Origin of the sequence: Peribacillus sp. YIM B13482, from assembly GCF_042787975.1 — a bacterium.
In the GTDB taxonomy this organism is placed as follows: domain Bacteria; phylum Bacillota; class Bacilli; order Bacillales; family DSM-1321; genus Peribacillus; species Peribacillus simplex_A.
The window spans coordinates 30,991-51,788 of record NZ_JBHZPF010000027.1 but is presented as its reverse complement, the minus strand read 5'-3'; the positions used below and the strand labels follow the sequence as shown (position 1 = coordinate 51,788).

The window sequence follows — 20,798 nt, the reverse complement described above, 5'->3', positions numbered from 1 at the left end:
TTTAGCAAAAAAAAATACCAATTATGAAATTTTATTTCTTATTTTTTCAATTAAACCTTGATTTATTAATTCTTTTTTAATAAGATAAGTCTATGAAAACATTCAAAAAATTCTGTTATCAGGAGGGGATAGTTTGAATCGGGCCATTTTACTTGTAAGTCATGGGAATTTAGCTTCGACTATGAAAGAAAGTGTAGAGCTTATAGCAGGGATACAGCAGCAACTCTTTGCATTGAGTATGGGTGACCAAGTAACGTTAGATTCATTTTCAAGAGAACTAGAAGCAGCAGTCAATCAATTGTTGGATCGGTACAAAGAAATAATCATTCTGGCAGATATTAAGGGGGGAACCCCATGCAATGCAGCTACACTTCAAGTGTTGAAAAATAGCCGGGTACAAGTAATCGCTGGTTTCCATTTAGGTTTAGTTATTGAATCTTGCCTTTCACCTGTAAGTCCCAAAGAGCTTTTGGATAATACTTCCCGGAGTATTTGCTATATAAACTCTACAGTTAACCCCATAAATATTAAGGAGGAATTGTAATGAGCATCGTTGTAACCCGTATCGATGAACGCCTTATACATGGGCAAGTTGCTTATTCATGGAGTGTTGCTTATCAAGTCACAGAATTTATTGTAATTGATGATGGCGTCGCAAACGACCCAACACAACTTTTGTTACTTAGCATGGCAGTCCCTTCAGGAAAAAGACATGCTATCCTATCTGTCGAAGATGCAGTGGAATATTTAGATGAGCAGTCAAATCTGGAAAAAACATTTATCGTAGTAAAAAGCCCTCGAGTCCTTTTATCTCTCATTGAAAAAGGGATCATTCTACCTTCAATAAATGTAGGTGGCATGTACTATAAAGAAGGAAAACAGGAAATTAGTAAAACCGTCTTTATGGATGAAGAAGATAAAGCTGTTTTTCTCAAGATTAGAGATCACGGAATCCCTTGTGAAATCAGGACCTCGCCTAATGATAAATCTATTAATTTATTTACCAAGATTTAGAAGTCGAAAAGGTAGTCAAAGTTAAAAGGAGGAGGAAAAGTGGAAATTGAATTAATATCAGCGATTTTGTTAAGTGGTTTTGTTGCAGTTCTCATGACCGAAAATTATGGGTATGGATATTGGATGATTAGCCGTCCCATTTTTGCTGGGCCATTATTGGGGCTAATAATGGGAGACCTACAAACCGGATTAATTGTAGGGGCCAGTGTGGAATTGATGTTTATGGGTGTGTTACCGATTGGAGGCAGTGTTCCTCCTAATGCACAAATTGCTGGTCTAATAGGGACTATATTTGCGATTAGCGCTGGGGGTAAGCCTGAAGTTGGAATTGCACTGGCATTACCAATCGGTATTTTAGCGCAACTTTTAATCATGCTAGCTTGGAATTTTAATATTTATCTAGTGCATCGGGCAGACAATGCTTTACAGGAACTTAATCTAAAAAGGGCAGAACGGCTACACCTTTCTGGAATAATCGTTTTTTTTACAGTTATGTTCATTCCCACTTTTTTAGCCATTTATTTTGGTAGTGGATTTGTAAATAATCTTGTAGACTTAATGCCTTCTTGGTTTATGGAAGGATTAAAGCTTACTGCAGGAATTCTACCTGCAATAGGGATGGCCATGCTCCTAAAAATGATGAACCTCAAGAAGTTTTGGTCATTTTTCCTAATTGGATTTGTTCTGGCAGTCTACTTGGAACAGAATGTACTTTCAATAGCCTTGTTGGGTCTTGGAATCGCGATTAGCATTTCAGCAGTGGGAACGAAAGGAAATGATAGTGAAATTTCCCGTCATTCCTCCCGACAGAGTGAAGCTAAAACGACGATCCTGACAAGGAAAGATTTAATAAAAACATTCTTACGTTCTTTCTTCAGTATGACGTCTATAAATTATGAGCGTTATGGCAGTTTAGGATTCTGCTATGCGATATTGCCGGCACTCAAAAAACTCTATCCAAATAATCAGGATTTAAAAGAATCAGTTGTTCGTCATAATGAGTTTTTTAACTGCCATCCCTATACTTCTAATGCCATCATAGGTGTTGCTCTTGCACTCGAAGAACAACGTGCGCTAGGAAACCCTATCACCTCAGAAACAATTTCTTCTACGAAAGCCGCATTGATGGGACCACTCTCTGGAATTGGTGATTCTGTTTTTAAAGCAACTTTTATGACTATTTTTGCAGCAATCGGCGCTGGTTTGGCGTTGGATGGAAATTTACTTGGACCCATTATATTTATCGTACCAAACGTCTTGCTAAATATTTTCTCTCGTTACTACGGCATTGTCTATGGGTACCAGTTTGGGATAAGCCTAATTCTAAAAATGAAAGACTCTGATATTCTAAATAAGTTTGTTCAGGGAGCTACCATCGTAGGATTAATGGTAACAGGATCTATGGTAGTTAATTTTGTTAAAGTAAGCGTGGCTGCTAAATGGAACTTTGGAGGCAAAGAAATAAATTTGCAAGAACTTCTTGATTCAATCTTACCTGGGCTTTTGCCCCTCCTCTTAACACTTGGTTTCTTATGGGCATTGTTTAAATATCAAAAGGCTATCTACTGGTTAATCTTACTTTCCTTTATTATAGGATTAGCTGGTAAATTCTTAGGAATTCTTTAGGTGGTAATTATGGATGAAAAAAACGTATTGGAAGCCATTAAGAATGGATTGATAGTGTCGTGCCAGGCTAGAATGGGATGGCCGATGTACGGGGCGGATATCATGGGCGCATTAAGCAAGGCTGCAGAAAAAGGAGGCGCCGTTGGTATTAGGGCTACCGGGCCTGAAAATATTAAAGCAATAAAAAAGGTAACAAAATTGCCTGTATTAGGTATTCACAAACAATGGATAGAAGAATGTGAAGTTTATATTACTCCTACCTATGAAAGTGCAACAAGCATCATTGAGGCTGGAGCGTCTATAGTAGCTTTAGATGGGACTCAACGAAAGCGCCCTCATGGAGAAACGCTAGAAAGTATCATAGGAAAAATCCATAGTGAGCATCCAAATATTTTAGTGATGGCAGATTGTGCGACTTTTGAAGAGGGACTAATCGCAGAAAAATTCGGTGCTGATATAGTAGCAACCACATTGTGTGGGTATACAGAGGAAACAAAATACGTGAAGGAGGTTGATTATGACCTTATTCGAAAACTCTCTTCTGCCTTAAAAATCCCCATCATCGCTGAAGGGCATATTCATACTAAAGATCATGCTAGAAAAGCTATTGAAAGTGGTGCTTTTGCTGTCGTGGTAGGAACGGCCATTACTCGCCCTGAAATTATCACAAAAAGGTTTGTAGATGAGTTAAACCTGTTGGCTGAAAAATAGAAGTTTCAATATAATATATTTTGAGTATTTATCTTTTAAGTTTAACAGTCGGTTCCTGACTGACTGCCTTTTGATTAGTCGGTACCATCGCCTGGCATCTGCTACATAAAAATCAACGACTCTTTATCAGGATAAGCAAAAAAAGAGCACCCAATGAATGTTTTTACATTTATCGGGTGCTCTTTTGGGTTTTGTTGGAATAAGGAGAAATCGACGTGTATGGATTTTTCTTAAATTGTGATCATCAGGAATGAGGTATAGATAATGATAGAGTATTTTGGGATCAGTTTTTAACATGAGAAACAAAAAAAGCTCAAAAGGAAGTTTTTCCATTTAATGAAATTCCTTTAGGTATTTAATCATCATTTTTTACATATGCAAACCTGAATTGCTTATGAATTAATACATATGCTTAATGATTGAATGTGTGGTGTTGATGATTGCAAATGGCGGTCTATTGCTATACACACTATATCCTCAAAGCTGGCATGAAAATTGCTTAATAAAGTTATAAGAATAAAAGTGAGGTGCAAAATGACAGGGGAAATTAAGATGATTGAAAAACGTCAATTGGATAATCCACTGCAAGAATTCCAGGATATTTTAAAAGAAGCCATTCAAGTTTTGGACTATCCAGATCTGGTTTTTGATTTTTTAAAAGCACCAATGCGTTTTCTGGAAGTCTGTATTCCTATTCAAATGGATACTGGGGAGACAAGGATGTTTCAAGGATATCGGGCCCAACATAATGATGCTGCCGGTCCAACGAAAGGGGGGATTCGTTTTCACCCGGATGTCACTCCTGAAGAAGTTAAGGCATTGGCGGGTTGGATGAGTTTGAAATGCGGAATAACGGATCTCCCATATGGAGGGGCAAAGGGTGGCATTGTGTGTGATCCCAGACAGATGAGTTCATCAGAGCTAGAACGATTAAGCCGAGGGTATGTCAGGGCGGTCAGTCAAATAGTGGGGCCTACAAAGGATATTCCGGCTCCGGATATGTATACGAATTCTCAAATCATGGCCTGGATGCTAGATGAATACGATCACATCAGGGAATTCGATTCACCCGGCTTTATTACAGGGAAACCACTCACATTAGGTGGATCGAAGGGCAGGGAAAAGGCTACTTCCAAGGGAGTATTATATACACTTCAAATGATAAGTGATTTAAAGGGGATTCCGATTGAAGGCATGCGGGTAATCATTCAGGGTTTCGGGAATGTCGGCAGTCATTTAGCTATGTATTTATATGAAATGGGGGCTAAGGTTGTCGGTATAGCAGATGAGCTTGGAGGTTTATATGACCCGAATGGCTTAGACGTTGCTTACCTTTTGGAGAACAGGGACTCTTTTGGGGTCATTTCGAATTTATACAAAGATACATTATCCAATCAAGAATTATTGGAAAAAGAGTGTGATGTGCTGATTCCCGCAGCTATTAGCGGGGTGATAAATAAAGATAATGCAAAACGATTAAAATGTGAAATTGTGATCGAAGCAGCAAATGGGCCGACAACAAAAGAAGCAATCAAGATTCTCGATGAAAAAGGCATAGTGCTAGTCCCGGACATTTTGGCGAATTCAGGAGGGGTGATAGTCTCGTATTTTGAATGGTGCCAGAACAACCAAGGTTATTACTGGACGGAAGAGCTTGTGGATGAACGATTGAAGGAAAAGATAACAGCCAGCTTTTTGAATGTCTATCATACTTCCCAAAAATATTCCGTGAACATGAAAGTAGCTGCATATATCGAAGGGATTCGCAAAACAGCAGAAGCATCCCGGCTTCGGGGGTGGGTCAGGTTCTAATGGAATTGGGGCTTACAAGAAAGGAGGCTATCCTTTGAATTTTGATATTCTATCCGAAAATAAAGAAAACCAAGCCATTCATCATTATTGCTTATTGTCACAAGATTATAGATATGATGTGACCATTGTATATTCGGCCCAATTTTTAGGTAAAGCAATGGTGACTTCCATTCAAAGCGGAAGAATGATCCTGTTGTGTGCCAATGATATTAATTTAGATCAGTACTGGGCTCCGACCCTTGGAATTGAACAAGAAGATATACCGGACTTCCAAGACTTTCTCAAGTTAGTTCTACAATCTCCATTTCATTTTGAAGAATACTGAAGGAAGGAATGATGTAAATGTACGTTGATGTGATTCTTAGCCCTTGTGATGGCTCGGTTGAAAAAATTTCAATATCCAAAAATTCCAGATTCTACGAATGGGAACCGTTATTTCAGATAAAGAAGGCAGATGGAGGTGTGGAAATCATTGATATTGGTGTCAGCGGAGAGGTGGAGTCATTGGAGGTAATGGAGGGGGAACCAGTTGTGGCTGGAGAGGTCCTCGCCTATTTTAAAGAAGATTCATTCGTGACAGGCAGCGATTAATTTAAAACGAAAAAGAAGATGAAATGATTCATCTTCTTTTTCCGCTTATCCGTTTATCCTCCGCAGCACCTTTATTCATTGACCCCTATATCCCAATTTTGACGAAACCCGATTGCCAGTTTCCATCACATTCTCAATGAGGAACTCAAGTCTATCCTCTGTCAGGTTAAAGCTCACAAAACCAATGCTCACTGCCCCGTGCACTTCCCCAAAATGGTTCAGTATCGGAACGGCTACAGAGCATGTTCCTTCTGTCCGTTCGCTGTGACTGATTCCATATCCCTTCTTTTTAGTCTCTTGCAATATATCCCAAAAAGATGCTCTTTCTTGAATAGGCAAAAGAGCATCTACGATTTTTTTAGCTTGATTATATGGCATATAGGCGAGCATCACTTTATTTGCAGCTCCAATATGCATAGGTACTCGTGAGCCAAGCTGGTCATAAACCCGGATTTGGCTTTTTTCACTGTCGATTCGTTCGATAACGAGTGACTCCATACCGATTGGCTGGCTAAGATACACGCTTTCCTCCACTTTGTTCATCAGCCTTTCTAGTTCAGGCCTAATTTGACTGATGTAATCCATTTTGTCATACATACGCAAACCATTTTCGAGCCAAATATTCCCTAAACCATATTGTTTAGATTGTCCATCCTGTTGAATTAATCCATGCTTGGACATTGCTTTTAATAATCGATGCATGGAACTGACAGGAAGCTCACATTCTTGAGAAAGTTCCGTAATTGATAGCCAGTTTTCCGATGAATTGGAAACTAGCACTTTTATAACGTTCATGGCACGGTCAATCGATTGCATAAACAAACCACCTATCTTTCATTACAAGTTGAATAAAACTTCGATTTATTTGAATATTTAAAACATATTGACATTATACCAAATTTAATTTTATAATAAAAGAAAAAATTCCTATTAGCGGAAACGTTTTCCGATGGGCGGAAAAAGGAGGGGGAGGCAGTGACATTTTGTTCGTCTATGTTCAAACCATTGGAACGTGTCATTGTAAAACATCCGAAAGAAGCTTTTATTAGTCAAGAGCATTTAAGCCAAGCATGGCAGAACTTCAACTTTGCGGAAGAGCCAGATTTCAACGAAGCCCTAACAGAGTATGGTGACTTTATTTCCATTTTGGAGAAATATGTTCCAAACATCGATTATTTGCCAGCATCTTCGCTAGTCGGCATTGACTCCTTATATGCCCATGACCCGGTCAAATTCACAAGCCAAGGAGCGATTATTTTAAAGTCCGGAAAAGAATTGAGGCAGCCTGAAGCTGATGTATATAAGGAATATTGTCTAGAAAAGAACATCCCGATTATTGGGTATTTAACGGGTGAAGCGGTCGCGGATGGCGGTGATATCATTTGGCTTGATGATAAGACGCTTGTTGTCGGACATGGTTATCGTACAAACGCTGAAGCCATTCGGCAATTAAAAGAAATGACCACTCATCTAGTGGATGAATTCATCGTAGTTCAGCTTCCGCATGATCAAGGTGAGGCAGAGTGTCTCCACCTTATGTCTTTCATCAGCATGATCGACCATGATTTAGCGGTAGTTCATTCTCGGCTTATGCCAGTCTTTTTCAGAAAACTGCTTATTGAACGAGGCATTCAGCTTATCGAAGTGCCGGATGATGAGTATGTGAACTTAGGCTGCAATGTGCTTGCCATTGCTCCGCGGGTTTGTGTGATTTCTTCTGGTAACGCTTACACAAAGCAAAAGCTTCTTGATGAAGGAGCGACAGTTTATGAATATAAAGGGACAGAAATCAGTTACAAAGGCACTGGCGGTCCAACCTGTTTAACCTGTCCGGTGGTTCGTACAAATATTGAAGGGGGATTGGAATGAGTCAATTACTATGGGGTACTCCAGAAACGCTCCGTACCTTGTTATGTGAACTTGTTAGCTGGGAGAGCCGTACTCTTACATTAGGGGAACGGATGTTTCCGTATAAGCTGCAAGATAAATTGAGGGAGCTTGATTATTTTAAAAGGAATCCGGAGCACTTATCACTTCATGAAGCTGATTTAGGGAGAAATTTTGTCACTGCCTTTTATAAACATCCTGCAGCAAAGGAGACCGTTGTATTAATTAGCCACTTTGATACGGTTCATACTGAAGAATATGGTGATCTTGAGACTCTCGCTTTTCAACCGGAGGAGCTCACGAAAAAACTTCATGACAGGAAAGATGAACTACCGGAAGAAGCGCGCATTGATCTTGAATCGGGAAAGTACCTGTTTGGTAGAGGAACGATGGATATGAAAATGGGGCTTGCCCTTCATATGGCTATCATCGAAAAGGCAAGCAGTGAACAATGGCCGATCAATCTCCTGCTGTTAACGGTCCCTGATGAGGAAGTGAATTCTGCGGGAATGAGGGCTGCGGTTAAAGAACTTGTGACTTTACGTGATAAATATGATCTATCCTATAAAATGTTTTTTAATAGTGAACCGTCCTTTTCACAGAAACCGGGTGATAATAGACATTATATTTATTCCGGAACTTTGGGGAAAATCATGCCGGCTGCCCTTTTTTATGGGAAAGAAACTCATGTGGGTGAGCCATTAAAGGGCATGACGGCTAACTATATAGCCTCGTTCCTCACGCAGCTCATGGAGTGGAACACTCTTTTTCTGGAAAGTGATCTTGGCGAGGAAACACCTTTACCCGTATCGCTTCAGCAAAAAGATCTAAAACTGCAATATTCAACACAGACACCTTATCGGGCAGCCGCGCTTTATAATGTGTTCATTATGAAAAGAACAGCTGCAGAAGTAATGGATCTATTCGAGCAAGTTGCAAACGAAGCAGCGATGAAATGCAATGAATCCTATAAAGAGCTTTGTCTGCGTGAACAAATCGAAGGTGTGGGCGAAGTGAAAGTATTGCGCTACGAAAAGTTACTTTCATATGCCAAGGGCAAATTTGGCGTGAGTTTTGTTGAGCAAATAAAGAGTGATGTTAAAGAAAACATGGATTTGGATGAGCGGGAAAAATCAGTGCGGATCGCCGAAAAATTGATGATACAATGTCAGGAGCTTTCACCCGCCATTGTATTGCTGTTCGCACCGCCATATTATCCAGCCGTAAATACGTCCGCTGATCCGCTCATTATGGAATCTGTGAAATTAATGAAGGAAACTGCCAGCATGCTTGATGAAGAAGTCAGCCAAATTCATTATTTTAATGGCCTTTGCGATTTAAGCTATGTTCAATATAGTGATGAGTCTGATGGCTGGACGGCTTTTGAAAAAAATACACCAGTCTGGGGCGATACTTACAGCATCCCTTTTGCTGATATGCAAAAACTTCAGGCACCTGTACTAAATGTGGGTCCGTTCGGCAAGGATGCACACCAGCGTACTGAGCGCCTTCACATCGATAGCGCCTTCGTCCATACGCCAGTTATGCTGGAGAGGTTAATAAAGAGTATGTTTAAGTGTTTGGTTGAAAAGTGAAAGAAGGGATCCTGCACCTCTGCAGGAAAAACCAGAAGATATCAGCTCATAAAGTATTAAACTTTAACTGGGGGCCTATTATGAAAATAACCAGCCTGAAGGTCAAATCACTTCCGAGCCGCTTAATCAAAAAAAAAAGCCACTTAACCAACTAACGGAGTTACCGGAAAAAGGGATAAATCCTTTTGTCTTAATGTTCATCGTAATTGTAATAGTGACAGTTTTAACCTACATCTTACCTGCAGGCCCTATCTTTTGATTCAGATTGCGGTAGCGATTATCTTTTTGATCATTGCTCAAAGCATACAGTATGGCCCTTTTTAAAGGTTCGAGAAGTCTGAATATTGGCACTAAATTAATAGGGAGGAGGCAATCATGATGAAGTCAAAACAGGAGACAGTTGTGGGTGAAGTGATTTCATGGAGACGTCATTTTCACGAAAATCCGGAGCTCTCATATCAGGAGCACCAGACTTCTGAATACATCTACAAGAAATTAAAAACCTTTTCAGGATTAGAAGTGACAAGACCAACCGAAACGAGCGTTTTAGCGGTTCTCAAAGGAGCTAAAAAATCTGCCGGAAAATCGAATACGATCATCTTTCGTGCGGATATTGATGCACTTCCGATCGAAGAAGAAGCAGAAATTGAATTTAAATCAAAAAATCCTGGAATTATGCATGCGTGCGGACATGATGCACATGCTGCGATGTTATTAGGTGCGGCAAAAGTCCTTTCTGGAAAAAAAGAAGGGATTAGTGGAGAAATCAGGTTTATTTTCCAACATGCCGAGGAGGTTCTGCCAGGGGGAGCTCAGGAATTGGTTAAAAAAGGGGTTGTGGAAGGAGTAGATTATGCATTTGCACTGCATGTTACTCCTTATGAACGAACAGGAACAATATGTATAAGGGAAGGGGTATTCTGTGCAGCAGCTGATGATTTTGAAATTAAAATCATTGGTCAGGGCGGTCATGCGTCGACTCCGGAATTAACGGTAGATCCGCTAATCATTGGTGCAGAAATTACGACGAATATTCAACATATCGTTTCCAGAAAAATTTCAGCTCTTAGGACACCAGTCATTTCAGTCACTCAGTTCCATTCTGGAAGTGCGCTCAATGTCATTCCTGAATATGCAGAAATCGGTGGTACCATTCGTTCCTTAGACTCTGAAAGCCGAGTGAAAGCAAGGGAGTATCTAGAGCAAATTGTTAAGGGGATTTCAGAAGCGCATGGGGCAAATTGTGAAATTACTTGGTATTTAGGATATCCAGCCGTAGTAAATGATAAAGCTGCTGTTGATATTTCTAGAACGGTCATGGAAGGTATGTTTGAAAAAAATCATATCATCCATGTTGACGATCCTATGTTTGGGACAGAAGATTTTTCAGCTTTTTCCGAAATCGTCCCCTCTTCCATGCAATTCATAGGCGTCCATAATAACGAGTTTGGAAAAGCATATCCTTTACACCATCCTAAATTTAAAATCGATGAGAAGGCTTTAGAGTATGGAGTAAGATATTTTGTAGGGATAGCGGATAAATTATGCAGTCATCAAAATAACTGAGAAAGCATGGGCAAATAAGAGACACCCGTAATAGTTTAAGAGAGGCTTTCGGTTGTCTCTTCTCCTTCTCATACCTATATTTCTTAAGGGATACGCTTCAGGAATATTGAACAGTAAAAGGGAACAGAAATTTCATTTAAAGCAGGGGAGTTGAAACTATTAATTTCCCACATTTTAAAAAGATAAGCTACCTATTTAGGAGGAATATATATGTTTAAACACGCGATTGTAAGGAAGATTGGAAAAAGCTTTGTAAATGGCTTAACAACATCGGATTTAGGAAACCCGGATTATGAAAAAGCGCTTGTACAGCACGAGGCTTATGTAGAAGCATTAAAACGCTGCGGTGTGAAAGTAACCGTTCTCGAAACGGATGAAAGATACCCTGATTCTACGTTTGTAGAAGATACTGCCGTGTTGACGCCAAAATGTGCCCTTGTAACCAATCCTGGTGCAGAAAGCCGGAATGGTGAGATTGATGAAATGAAAGAAGTTTTAAAGGACTTTTATGACACAATCGAATATATTCAATCTCCAGGTATGTTAGATGGCGGAGATATCATGCAAGTTGAAGATCACTTCTATGTTGGCCTATCAACTAGAACAAATGAAGCAGGTGCTCTGCAATTCAAAGATATTATGGGTAAGTATGGTTATGATACGTCCATCATTCCCCTTAAGGAATTCTTTCATTTAAAAACGGGTGTCAATTACCTTGGAGACAATAATTTATTAGTGGCTGGAGAATTCATTAATCACGAGGCTTTTTCTGGCTTCAATCAAATAACCGTAAAACAGGAAGAAGGATATTCGGGTAACTGCGTCCGAATGAACGACTGCGTTATTGTCCCGAAAGGATTTGAAGGAACAAAGAAAAAAATTGAAGAGTTGGGATACACAGTGATTGAAGTGGAAATGTCAGAATTTCAAAAACAAGATGGCGGCCTTAGTTGTCTCTCATTGAGGTTCTAAGATGGTTTGCGAGAAGAACTAGGCTAATAGATAAGATAAGGACGTGATTTTATGGGGTATGGACTGGAAAATAATGATCAGCTGCAACGCTCAATGAAAAGACGCCATTTATTTATGCTCTCGCTTGGCGGCGTTATTGGTACAGGGCTTTTTTTAAATGCTGGATATACAATTAACCAAGCGGGGGCCGGAGGGGCCCTGCTTGGTTATCTTGCCGGCGGTCTTATTTTGTATATGGTGATGGTCTGTCTTGGCGAGCTAGCCGTTCATATGCCGGTAACAGGTTCATTCCAAAAATATGCTGCCGAATATATTGGGCCTTCCGCTGGTTTTTCGCTAGGATGGATGTATTTCGTCGGTTCAGCCGCAACTGCAGGAGTTGAGTTTACGGCAGCAGGAATATTGATGAAACAATGGTTCCCCCATAGTCCCACCTGGATTTGGTGTGCTGTGTTCATTGTGCTTTTATTTACATTGAATGCATTAACGACAAGAGGTTTTGCAGAGGCGGAATATTGGTTTGCCGGAATAAAAATCGTTGCAGTAATTTTGTTTATCGTGATTGGCATCGCTGGCATCTTTGGTTTTGTCTCTTTATCTGATCGTCCAACCCCATTCTTTGAGAATCTAGCTCCTTCTGGTCTTTTCCCAGCAGGGGGCATTACAATTATCTTTGTGACAATGATGAATGTAATTTTTTCTTATCAAGGCTCTGAACTGATAGGAATAGCAGCAGGGGAAAGTGAAAAACCTGAAGAGAACATACCTAAAGCCATTCGAAATGTACTTTTTAGAATCATTGTTTTTTACATTGCGTCCATTATTATCCTTTCTGCCATATTCCCTTCTTCTGAATTAGGCTTATTGGAAAGTCCCTTTGTAACTTTGATGAAGATAGCGGGGGTTCCTTATGCAGCAGGCATCATGAATTTCATTATTTTAACGGCTATTCTTTCTGTGGGGAATTCATGTCTTTATGCATCTACACGCTTGCTTTGGTCGATGGCCCATGATGGAATGGCACCTAAGATATTTGGTGTTTTGTCCAATAGGAAAGTGCCATTGAATGCCCTTCTATTTACCATTTCTTTTTCACTTCTATCGTTATTAACCAGTTTCATTGCTGCTGATACCGTGTTCGTGATACTCATGTCAATCGCGGGGATATCCGTCACAATCTCATGGATGGGAATTGCTTTATCGCAATACATGTTTCGAAGGAAATTTATAAAAGCAGGTGGGAAAATGGAAGAATTACAATACAAAGTGCCTTTTTATCCATTTGTCCCATTATTTTGTCTAGGCTTTTGCTTGCTGATTCTAGTATTCCTTGCCTTTGATCCTACTCAACGAGTTGGACTGATTTATGGAATAGGATTTTTGGTAGCCTGTATATTATTCTATAAATTTAAATTGGCTAAGAAAGTAGAGTCAAACACTAACTTTGAAAATGAAAAAATATTGTAATAAAGTTCTATAAGATTGCCCGTTCGTATTAAAAGGTTAGCCAGTTTATTTTACTGGTTGACCTTTTTATTTTTTAGTTGCGGTCACTTGGATGATTATTACTGAATCGGAAGGAAAATACTTACATTGTGACGAAGTAGAAGGAATATCTTAATAAAAAAGCAGAAGGAGGAATGCCAGATAACAAAGTGACTAACAACATCACAACGAGCTTAGAGGGGCGGGATCTCGTCATGGAAGGTATATTTGACGGGCCGCGGGACCTTGTTTTTAAAGCGTTTTCGAATTCTGAGCGATTGGCTAGCTGGTGGGGACCGAGTGGGTGGCAAACGGAAAATCGGGAGTTTAATTTTAAGCCTGACGGCGTAAGGCATTATTGCATGCGATGCACAGATGAAAAACAAGGTGAATTTTATGGCCAAGAATCTTGGGGGAAAGCTGTTTATCAAGAAATAATCGTACCGGAGAAGATTGTCTACACGGACATGTTTGCAGGTGAAGAAGCCTTCTTGAAAAGCTTCAGCAGATAGGGTAACAAGTATAAGGTGCTATTTAACAACTTCGGTCATATAAGAAATGCGATTCTTACTTAAGCAGGATAGCTTTTTCTTACTAAGGGCAGTGAAGCATGTGGAAAATTAACTTTTTTTACTGCGTGACGGAAAAGAATATAATAAAGTAGGGGGGAAAGAATGAAAATCAATCACATAAATTTAACAGTTAATGATGTTGCAGCATCAAGGGAGTTTTTAGAAAGGTACTTTGGATTGACATGTGCAGGAAGTCGTGGAGATGGGTTTGCCGCAATGAGAGATGATGATGGATCCATATTGACACTAATGAAAGGAAGCGATGTACAATACCCCAAGACCTTTCATGTTGGATTCATACAAGAAAATGAAGAACAAGTTAACAGGATCAATCAGCGATTGAAAGATGATGGATTCATGGTAAAACCTCCAAAACACTTACACGGATATACTTTCTATGTAGAAGCGCCTGGAGGATTTAACGTTGAAGTACTGTGTTAACGACTTACCTGGAAAGAACAGGATTTAATATTCCCTACATAAGCGTGGTCAATATGGAAAAATCAGTTGGGTCTAGAAATTGGCTGGCGTTAATGCCATTTTAAATCCTTTATGACATTCATGTATGAAAAAGCTGACTGCAAAAGCCCGTTCAAGACGGCTCATGACATCAGCTTTTCTTTTTTTTATCCTAGTCACCAACCGGTTTGATAATGTATGGCTGCATCCTGAAATCAAACATGTATATTAAGCTGCTTACGGAGACGTTGCATTTCCGAATTGAAATAGGCTTTACTGTAATCACATCCAACAATAGCAACGATATTGCCGTCATCATCAATAATTGGCGCAAAGCTTGTTTTCCACTCACCGTATCTGTCTTCGTATATGGGAGTAACACCCGCTTTACCATTAAAAGCCTGGTAAGCGACATTAACCATCTCCGGGGGACCAATATATTCTTCCCCCGGTTCAATGACAAAGCCTTTGTCTGCAACGAGGTGAATCAGACGTCCATCCTCCGTCATGATAAATATAAAGACCCATTCAATTACGCCTTCCTTTTCTTGAATCATGGTAAGTTTTTGTTTTAATTTCTGGGAATAGGAAGTTTGCCGTTTCATATTTTTTTGTAGACTGATAACCTCTTCAGCTGGAATGATAGCTGCGGTTACAGCGGCAACGGAACGAAGCCGTTGATTTATTTGTTCTTCTAAAATGGCCCGTTTATTCACTGGTGAAAAGCTTGCTTCTTCAATTTTATTTCGTAATTTTTTATATTTCCTGCTCATCGTCGGCTGACTGACTTCCAATACCTTTGCAGCTAGTTTTAATGATTTGTATTGTTCCATTGCCATGTTGATCAATTGTTCCTCCACAAGGTCGACTGCTTCTTGCAATGGCATCAGAAAATCGATAACAGGTATTGAAGTGGGTTTGGGCCCTTTAAAAGGAAGGACCTCTTTAACCAAAGCAACATCCACTTCCGGCATTCCGCTTGTAACCACAAGCCTCTCAACTGTATTTTCAAGTTCGCGCACGTTACCGGGCCATTGATAGATACATAGTAAGTCGATTGCATCCGGGGCGAAAGCTACCTTTCGTTTGTACAGTGTATTGTACTTTTGTAAAAAAAATTGAACTAGATGAGGTATTTCATCTACACGATTCCTAAGCGGCGGAAGGTGGATAGGTACGACATGAAGACGATAATATAAGTCTTCTCGAAATTCACCTTTTTTCACCATTTTTTCGAGCGATTTATTTGTTGCGGCAATCACTTGAATATCAACAGGGTGTGAGGTCGTACTTCCAATTGGTGTAACAACGCGTTCCTGAAGGACGCGAAGCAGTTTTACCTGTACGTTAAGAGGTAACTCGCCCACTTCATCCAAGAATAAGATACCCTTATGGGCCAGTGTGAATTTTCCTTTGGCTCCGTCTTTCCTGGCGCTGGTAAAAGCCCCCTCTACGTAGCCAAACAGTTCGCTTTCAATCAAGTTTTCCGGGATGGCCCCGCAATTGACAGGTATAAATGGAAAGTCCCTTCTGTTACCCATATTATGTATGGCCCTGGCGGCTATTTCCTTTCCTACACCGGATTCCCCCAATAAAAGTACAGTTGCGCTGACATCACAAACCATTTGCATTTTATGCAGAACTTCAAGCATGGGTTTACTGCGGATCACAAATGGAAAAGATGGCTTCTTCGATTCCAAGAAGGGTCCCGATTGAGTCCTTGATGCATCTGGATAAGAGTCTTTAATTTCTTTGTAGGCCCAGACCCATTCGCCAGATTCAATCGGGTATGCCGTCATCAGCATCTCCGGACCCTGCCATGAGGACTGCATGAAAGATCTTTTTTCATTTTTGCCCATTACCTCTTCTGCCAAGCTTGTAGAAAATAAATCTTGTTCAACATCCTTGATGGAACCGCCGACATTAGCGGATTTGACTGTATGAAATAAGGAATTCCCTGTTCCGGTTGATTTCAGTATTGTGCCATTTTTATCTGTCACAATAAGCTGATCGTAAATAGACAAGAGTGCAGAGGTGAAGTGATCCATTATGTCTACCTGCCTTTCATTTAACTTCCTAGTTTTTATATTACAGAAATTTCACAATTGTTCAATAGTTTCAAGAATGAATATTCTTCCTATTGGGAACCCCTGTTAGCAAAGTGTTTCTGGTTGGCATGGTTATTGCAATAAAGTAAAGAGAAGGGACTAATGCAAAGGAGGGAAAAGCAATTTTGAATAAAGAGAATCAGTTTCAGCAGAATATCAATTCAGAAGATCCCTTTATTAAAAGTCTATATTCAGATTTGAATGAGCGGATCAATGCGTATGAACAGGAAGATGCCGTGAAAATCGACAAAATGAAATGGAAGGATGCGACAGGTTCTATTTTTCTCATGATTTTAATCATCTCTTACTTGGTCTATACACTTTTCTAAAGTAGTTTTTTGTTTAGCTCACCCAAAACAAATACAGTCTAGTTTCCAAGCGATACAATCATTATTTTATAGTTGGGAGAGAAGCGAGTGAGTAAAGAGAATTCCTCCATTTCAAAGGATGTGGCCTTTGGCTTTTTACCGGCAAGTAAAAGTGATCGGATTTTTAACCTTCGGGATTTAATTTTAGTACAGGTTGTTATTGGCCTCTCATCTTTTGGGCTGTTAACTGGTGGATACACAGGTACAATGCTTGATGCGAAGCAGTCACTTGCAGCGATTTTATTCGGTAACGCCTTCCCTATGCTGTTGATTGTTCCCATTACCCTTTATTTTGCGCGGTATGGCATAGATACTTTTGTAGGATTTCGAAGTTCACTGGGGTATCTAGGATCCAATATCTTTTTCTTTGTTTTTCTTATTCTGACTCTCGGCTACATTTCCATTGCGCTTTTCATGTCCGGCCAGGCTTTAGCAGAGGCTGCTAATTGGATGGGGATGCCCGCCATTTTCTCAAGCCAAGCAACTGGAGCGCCGTTTTTCTCGATTTTACTCTTCATCTGTGCATTCCTTGTAACGGTGAGGGGACCGATAGCGATTCAAAAATATACCGCAGTAGCCGTTCCGGTATTTATGGTTCTCATGTTTGGCCTTCTTGCAATAGTCTTGTTTGGCCAGGGTTTCACTAACGTTGCTCATATACTTCCTTCCGAGCCATTTGAATCGAATTCTCGTTCATTCGCGACAGCCCTGGAATTAAATATCGGTCTCGGCTTCTCATGGCTTCCATACCTTGGGCAATACAGCCGTTTATCTAAAACAGAAGGAGGAGCATATAAAGCAGGATTCTACAGCTATGGAATCATCGTATGTATCGCTGCTTTAGTTGGGGCCCTTGCTGCATTAGTCGCTGGTTCACTTAATCCTTCTGACTGGATGTTTTCCATCGCAGGAAGTTGGGGCGGATTCATTGGCTTGATTTTACTTTCGGTTGGGAATGTTGGTGCAGCCATTTTCCTTATGTACTCACAAGCTGTCAGCTTTAAAACTGTATTCCCGAAAAAGTCATGGAAGGTTGCGATGGGAACAACCGTACCGGCTATATTCTTACTTCTAAGCTCGACGTTCTACGATGCATTTGGTTCATTCATTGCTGTCATTTCCTTTATTATGGCTGTTCTTGGCGGCATTGTCATTGCAGATTACTTTTTTGTAAAGCGCCAACGCATTTCAATAAGGGATTTGTATGACACACAAGGCTCTTATACTTATTGGAAAGGCATTAACCCGTCGGCCGTTCTCACGGTGGTCATTGGAACGATCGTTTACTGGGCACTCTATAATCCATTGACTTTTGAAGCAAGTGACTTTTTCCTTCATACAGCTGCCGGAATTCCAACATACTTTGTCGCTTTAGTCACCTACTATGTTTCATCTAAATACATTTTCCGTTTTGAAGTTGACATGGAGCGTCCATCCGTTGAATTAAAGGAAGCTAAATAGATAAAAACTCACTTTAAAAAAACTAGGGAACGAGAGGAGATTGTTCAATGTTTACGCAAAGTTTAGATTTCAAAACAACTGATTTAGATACATTCCCATTTCCATTCACTTCAGGTAACTATCGTTATTCAAACGATTTGAAAAGACTCTCAAACATTAACTGTATTGAAGTTACACCAGAATACAGACTCCAAGTGGAAACGAAGCGTCGTCTCCTTCAAGAACAGCCGCATATAAGGTTTCAATCTTTTTCACACACAATGGAAATGCAATGGGAAGTGTTGGAAATGCTCATCGATATGGCAACTGATCGCTATCCGGAGCATTTCGAGGTCATTAAAGATGGAGATAACTGGACTTTCAAGAACCACATTTTCGGGGAATCCGATTCTTTCGTTTATGGCGATGCCACCACGCTTCCAAATGAGCCGCTGGATTATATAGGCCGCCATTTCCACAATGATTTTGTTTTAATGGTTCATCGCGATAGTAATTTCTATTTGGAAGTGGGGCAAGTTTCATACGCCGCACTCTTCTCAGCTAACTGGAATAAAGGCATGTCCTTTGATGAGATCCATGCACCCGTTCCATTTGTATCGCGGAAAGGCGATGAACTGGCAGATCGCGTTCGTAAGTTTTTATTATCCATTGAGCCTGGAAAGCCATGGACACGCATCAACTGGAACCTGATGGCGGACCGTTGGGATGTCAACTATGAAACGATGGATGTCTGGGGACCGCAACGTTCTGAGATAACACCGGAAAATGCAGGTAAACTAGTACGTTTGCGTGTTGAAGAACAAAAATTTTATAACATGCCGCAAAGCAACGCCATTCTTTTCGTATTGAATACACAGTTCCTGCCACTGGAGGATTTGACATTGCGCCAGGAGTGGTTTGATCTGACATATAGCGTACTGCAGGATATTCCGGAACCTATGGCTGAATATAAAGGAATTGCCCCTTTTCTTCCGCAATCGGTCGAATATTTGAAGCGTATTGATGAAAAACAAAAAGCGAATCTAAACAAAAAGTAGGAGGATAGGGCATGTACAATAGTCCAGTATTGTTTGATAAATCCATTACGATCGTAAATCAATTTACCCCTCGGAATGAACGAAGAAAGTTTGTCATCATTTCTGATCAAGCTGGATATGAAAAGGCGAAACGTTTCACTTCTGAAATCGCAGGAACAGTGCCTGTTGAATGTCTTTCCATTAATAGAATGGAAGATAAAGAGGAGATTAAGAGATTCATCTTGGCACAGAAGATGGGCACCCAATTTTATATTGCGGCTGCATGGAACAATGCCGTAATGATCTTCTCGCTCGGGGTGGAAGCTGGCCTATCTGAAGCTGAGATACAGACGGTGATTATCGGGCCTAAACGGCGGTACGTATATTGCATGAAATGTTTTGAAGTGTCGGAAGTCGAAGAAGAAGCAAAGATTGCAGAATGTGACCATTGCAGTGCAAGTCTTGAAATAGGACCTTTTTATTCTATAGTAAGGGAAGGTTATATTGGTTACCCATTCATCCTAATCGGAAAAGAAGAAGTAGGGAGCTGATCTTCATGCGGGTAGTAGGAAATATTCAAATGAAAGTAAACAAGATCATTCAAGAAAATCCATTCGTAAAACAATTCGAGTTGATACCAGTTGATGGAAAACCATTGCCTGCTTTTACAGGCGGTTCGCATTTGACCACATTCATGCCGGCCGGGGATACGATATTCGAGAGAGAATACTCCCTTATCAGCAACCCAAGGGACCGTATAAAATATGCCATTTCCATTCGGCGAGATGGGGCGTCACGTGGAGGTTCCGCTTTCTGGCATGATCATGTACAGTTAGATTCCAGGCTGGAAGTCAGTTTCCCTAAAAACAACTTCCCTCTCAGCTTTCGAGCAAAGCATCATGCCTTTTATGCAGCTGGAATCGGCATCACCCCATTTCTGGCAATGATGGAAGACATGGCTGCCGAAGGGCAAACCTTCGAACTCCATTATGCAGCACGCACACCGGAGTTATGTGCTTTTTATGATTTGTTAAAAGCCAAATATCCTGATCAATGTACCTTTTATTTTTCGCAGGCAGAAGACAAACACAGAATGATGCCTGAGACGATGATGGATCATCGCATTGGCACACATGTATACTTTTGCGGACCTCTCGAGATGGTACAAGAGTATCGAAAAGCTGCCAGTTCATATGGTTATCCGGAACATGCGATTCACTTCGAATTATTTGGGACAAAAAATGATGGGCCTCAAGATCCTTTCATTGTCGACCTTACAGATAGCGATCGGTCCATTCACGTTCATGAAGGTGAAACTCTGCTTGATGCGCTTTTAAGGGAAGGAATTGATGCACCTTATTCTTGTAAAGTAGGCGGGTGCGGAAGTTGTGAGGTAGATGTTGCAGAAGGTGAAGTGGTACACCGGGATAACTTCCTTAGCGAAGAAAACCGTCAAACACGCAAGTCAATCTTGACATGCTGCTCACGTGCGAAGGACGGCAGACTTGTCTTAAAACTTTAAAGATACCGTATAGTTTAAATAAAAAAAATGAAA

General features: G+C 40.4%; 21 protein-coding genes. 19 read left to right on the top strand and 2 right to left on the bottom strand.

Annotation, left to right across the window (positions count from 1 at the left end):
- Positions 1–133 precede the first annotated feature (133 nt).
- The 7 genes from ACFX4L_RS14345 (at position 134) to ACFX4L_RS14315 (ending at position 5,754) form a co-directional block, all read left to right on the top strand.
- Entirely contained in the window at positions 134–544 is a 411-nt protein-coding gene (locus ACFX4L_RS14345) for a PTS sugar transporter subunit IIA (protein ID WP_377382106.1), read from the top strand.
- The gene (locus ACFX4L_RS14340) at positions 544–1,014 is read left to right on the top strand and encodes a PTS sugar transporter subunit IIB (RefSeq protein ID WP_377382103.1); all 471 of its coding nucleotides are present in this window, start codon (positions 544–546) and stop codon (positions 1,012–1,014) included. Before ACFX4L_RS14345 ends, ACFX4L_RS14340 begins: the two co-directional genes overlap by 1 nt.
- Positions 1,015–1,053: 39 nt before the next feature.
- Positions 1,054–2,640 (top strand): PTS system mannose/fructose/sorbose family transporter subunit IID, encoded by a 1,587-nt coding sequence (locus tag ACFX4L_RS14335; RefSeq protein WP_284470376.1) that lies wholly within the window; start codon positions 1,054–1,056, stop codon positions 2,638–2,640.
- Between the two features lie 9 nt (positions 2,641–2,649).
- Positions 2,650–3,351, top strand: coding sequence for an N-acetylmannosamine-6-phosphate 2-epimerase (locus tag ACFX4L_RS14330; protein WP_377382099.1), 702 nt, complete (start codon positions 2,650–2,652; stop codon positions 3,349–3,351).
- Positions 3,352–3,903: 552 nt separating this feature from the next.
- Positions 3,904–5,163, top strand: coding sequence for a Glu/Leu/Phe/Val family dehydrogenase (locus tag ACFX4L_RS14325; protein WP_284470378.1), 1,260 nt, complete (start codon positions 3,904–3,906; stop codon positions 5,161–5,163).
- Positions 5,164–5,197: 34 nt separating this feature from the next.
- Entirely contained in the window at positions 5,198–5,488 is a 291-nt protein-coding gene (locus ACFX4L_RS14320; RefSeq protein ID WP_061463788.1) for an SAV0927 family protein, read from the top strand.
- A gap of 17 nt (positions 5,489–5,505) precedes the next feature.
- Positions 5,506–5,754 carry a biotin/lipoyl attachment domain-containing protein gene (locus ACFX4L_RS14315; RefSeq protein WP_089363481.1) on the top strand — a complete coding sequence of 83 codons (249 nt, stop codon included), beginning with the start codon at positions 5,506–5,508 and terminating at the stop codon, positions 5,752–5,754.
- Between the two features lie 75 nt (positions 5,755–5,829).
- On the opposite strand, the gene ACFX4L_RS14310 is transcribed toward ACFX4L_RS14315, so the two are convergent.
- The gene (locus tag ACFX4L_RS14310) at positions 5,830–6,570 is read right to left on the bottom strand and encodes an IclR family transcriptional regulator (RefSeq protein ID WP_377382094.1); all 741 of its coding nucleotides are present in this window, start codon (positions 6,568–6,570) and stop codon (positions 5,830–5,832) included.
- Positions 6,571–6,747: 177 nt separating this feature from the next.
- On the opposite strand from ACFX4L_RS14310, the gene ACFX4L_RS14305 reads away from it, so the two are divergent.
- The 7 genes from ACFX4L_RS14305 (at position 6,748) to ACFX4L_RS14275 (ending at position 14,272) form a co-directional block, all read left to right on the top strand.
- Positions 6,748–7,623 carry a dimethylarginine dimethylaminohydrolase family protein gene (locus ACFX4L_RS14305; protein ID WP_284472037.1) on the top strand — a complete coding sequence of 292 codons (876 nt, stop codon included), beginning with the start codon at positions 6,748–6,750 and terminating at the stop codon, positions 7,621–7,623.
- Entirely contained in the window at positions 7,620–9,236 is a 1,617-nt protein-coding gene (locus ACFX4L_RS14300; protein ID WP_377382091.1) for a M20/M25/M40 family metallo-hydrolase, read from the top strand. The genes ACFX4L_RS14305 and ACFX4L_RS14300 overlap by 4 nt, the downstream gene beginning before the upstream one ends.
- Before the next feature lie 375 nt (positions 9,237–9,611).
- Entirely contained in the window at positions 9,612–10,802 is a 1,191-nt protein-coding gene (locus tag ACFX4L_RS14295) for an amidohydrolase (protein WP_377382085.1), read from the top strand.
- A gap of 210 nt (positions 10,803–11,012) precedes the next feature.
- Entirely contained in the window at positions 11,013–11,774 is a 762-nt protein-coding gene (locus ACFX4L_RS14290) for a dimethylarginine dimethylaminohydrolase family protein (RefSeq protein ID WP_377382082.1), read from the top strand.
- Positions 11,775–11,825: 51 nt separating this feature from the next.
- Positions 11,826–13,241: an amino acid permease gene (locus ACFX4L_RS14285; RefSeq protein WP_284470383.1), complete on the top strand. Its 1,416-nt coding sequence runs from the start codon at positions 11,826–11,828 to the stop codon at positions 13,239–13,241.
- A 173-nt stretch (positions 13,242–13,414) separates the two neighbouring features.
- Positions 13,415–13,771 (top strand): SRPBCC family protein, encoded by a 357-nt coding sequence (locus tag ACFX4L_RS14280; protein ID WP_377382077.1) that lies wholly within the window; start codon positions 13,415–13,417, stop codon positions 13,769–13,771.
- A gap of 162 nt (positions 13,772–13,933) precedes the next feature.
- Complete coding sequence (locus ACFX4L_RS14275; protein ID WP_061463771.1) at positions 13,934–14,272, top strand: VOC family protein; 339 nt, start codon at positions 13,934–13,936, stop codon at positions 14,270–14,272.
- 233 nt (positions 14,273–14,505) lie between these two features.
- Here the strand turns inward: ACFX4L_RS14275 and ACFX4L_RS14270 are convergent, their stop codons facing one another.
- Complete coding sequence (locus ACFX4L_RS14270) at positions 14,506–16,338, bottom strand: sigma 54-interacting transcriptional regulator (protein ID WP_377405502.1); 1,833 nt, start codon at positions 16,336–16,338, stop codon at positions 14,506–14,508.
- A 185-nt stretch (positions 16,339–16,523) separates the two neighbouring features.
- On the opposite strand from ACFX4L_RS14270, the gene ACFX4L_RS14265 reads away from it, so the two are divergent.
- The 5 genes from ACFX4L_RS14265 (at position 16,524) to ACFX4L_RS14245 (ending at position 20,765) form a co-directional block, all read left to right on the top strand.
- On the top strand, positions 16,524–16,727 hold the full coding sequence (locus tag ACFX4L_RS14265) for a hypothetical protein (protein ID WP_284470386.1): 204 nt from the start codon (positions 16,524–16,526) through the stop codon (positions 16,725–16,727).
- Positions 16,728–16,814: 87 nt separating this feature from the next.
- On the top strand, positions 16,815–18,227 hold the full coding sequence (locus tag ACFX4L_RS14260; RefSeq protein WP_377405500.1) for a purine-cytosine permease family protein: 1,413 nt from the start codon (positions 16,815–16,817) through the stop codon (positions 18,225–18,227).
- A 47-nt stretch (positions 18,228–18,274) separates the two neighbouring features.
- Positions 18,275–19,264, top strand: coding sequence for a heme-dependent oxidative N-demethylase family protein (locus ACFX4L_RS14255; protein ID WP_377405498.1), 990 nt, complete (start codon positions 18,275–18,277; stop codon positions 19,262–19,264).
- An 11-nt stretch (positions 19,265–19,275) separates the two neighbouring features.
- Positions 19,276–19,794 carry a hypothetical protein gene (locus ACFX4L_RS14250; protein WP_377382067.1) on the top strand — a complete coding sequence of 173 codons (519 nt, stop codon included), beginning with the start codon at positions 19,276–19,278 and terminating at the stop codon, positions 19,792–19,794.
- A gap of 5 nt (positions 19,795–19,799) precedes the next feature.
- Entirely contained in the window at positions 19,800–20,765 is a 966-nt protein-coding gene (locus ACFX4L_RS14245; RefSeq protein WP_377382064.1) for a PDR/VanB family oxidoreductase, read from the top strand.
- Positions 20,766–20,798 lie beyond the last annotated feature (33 nt).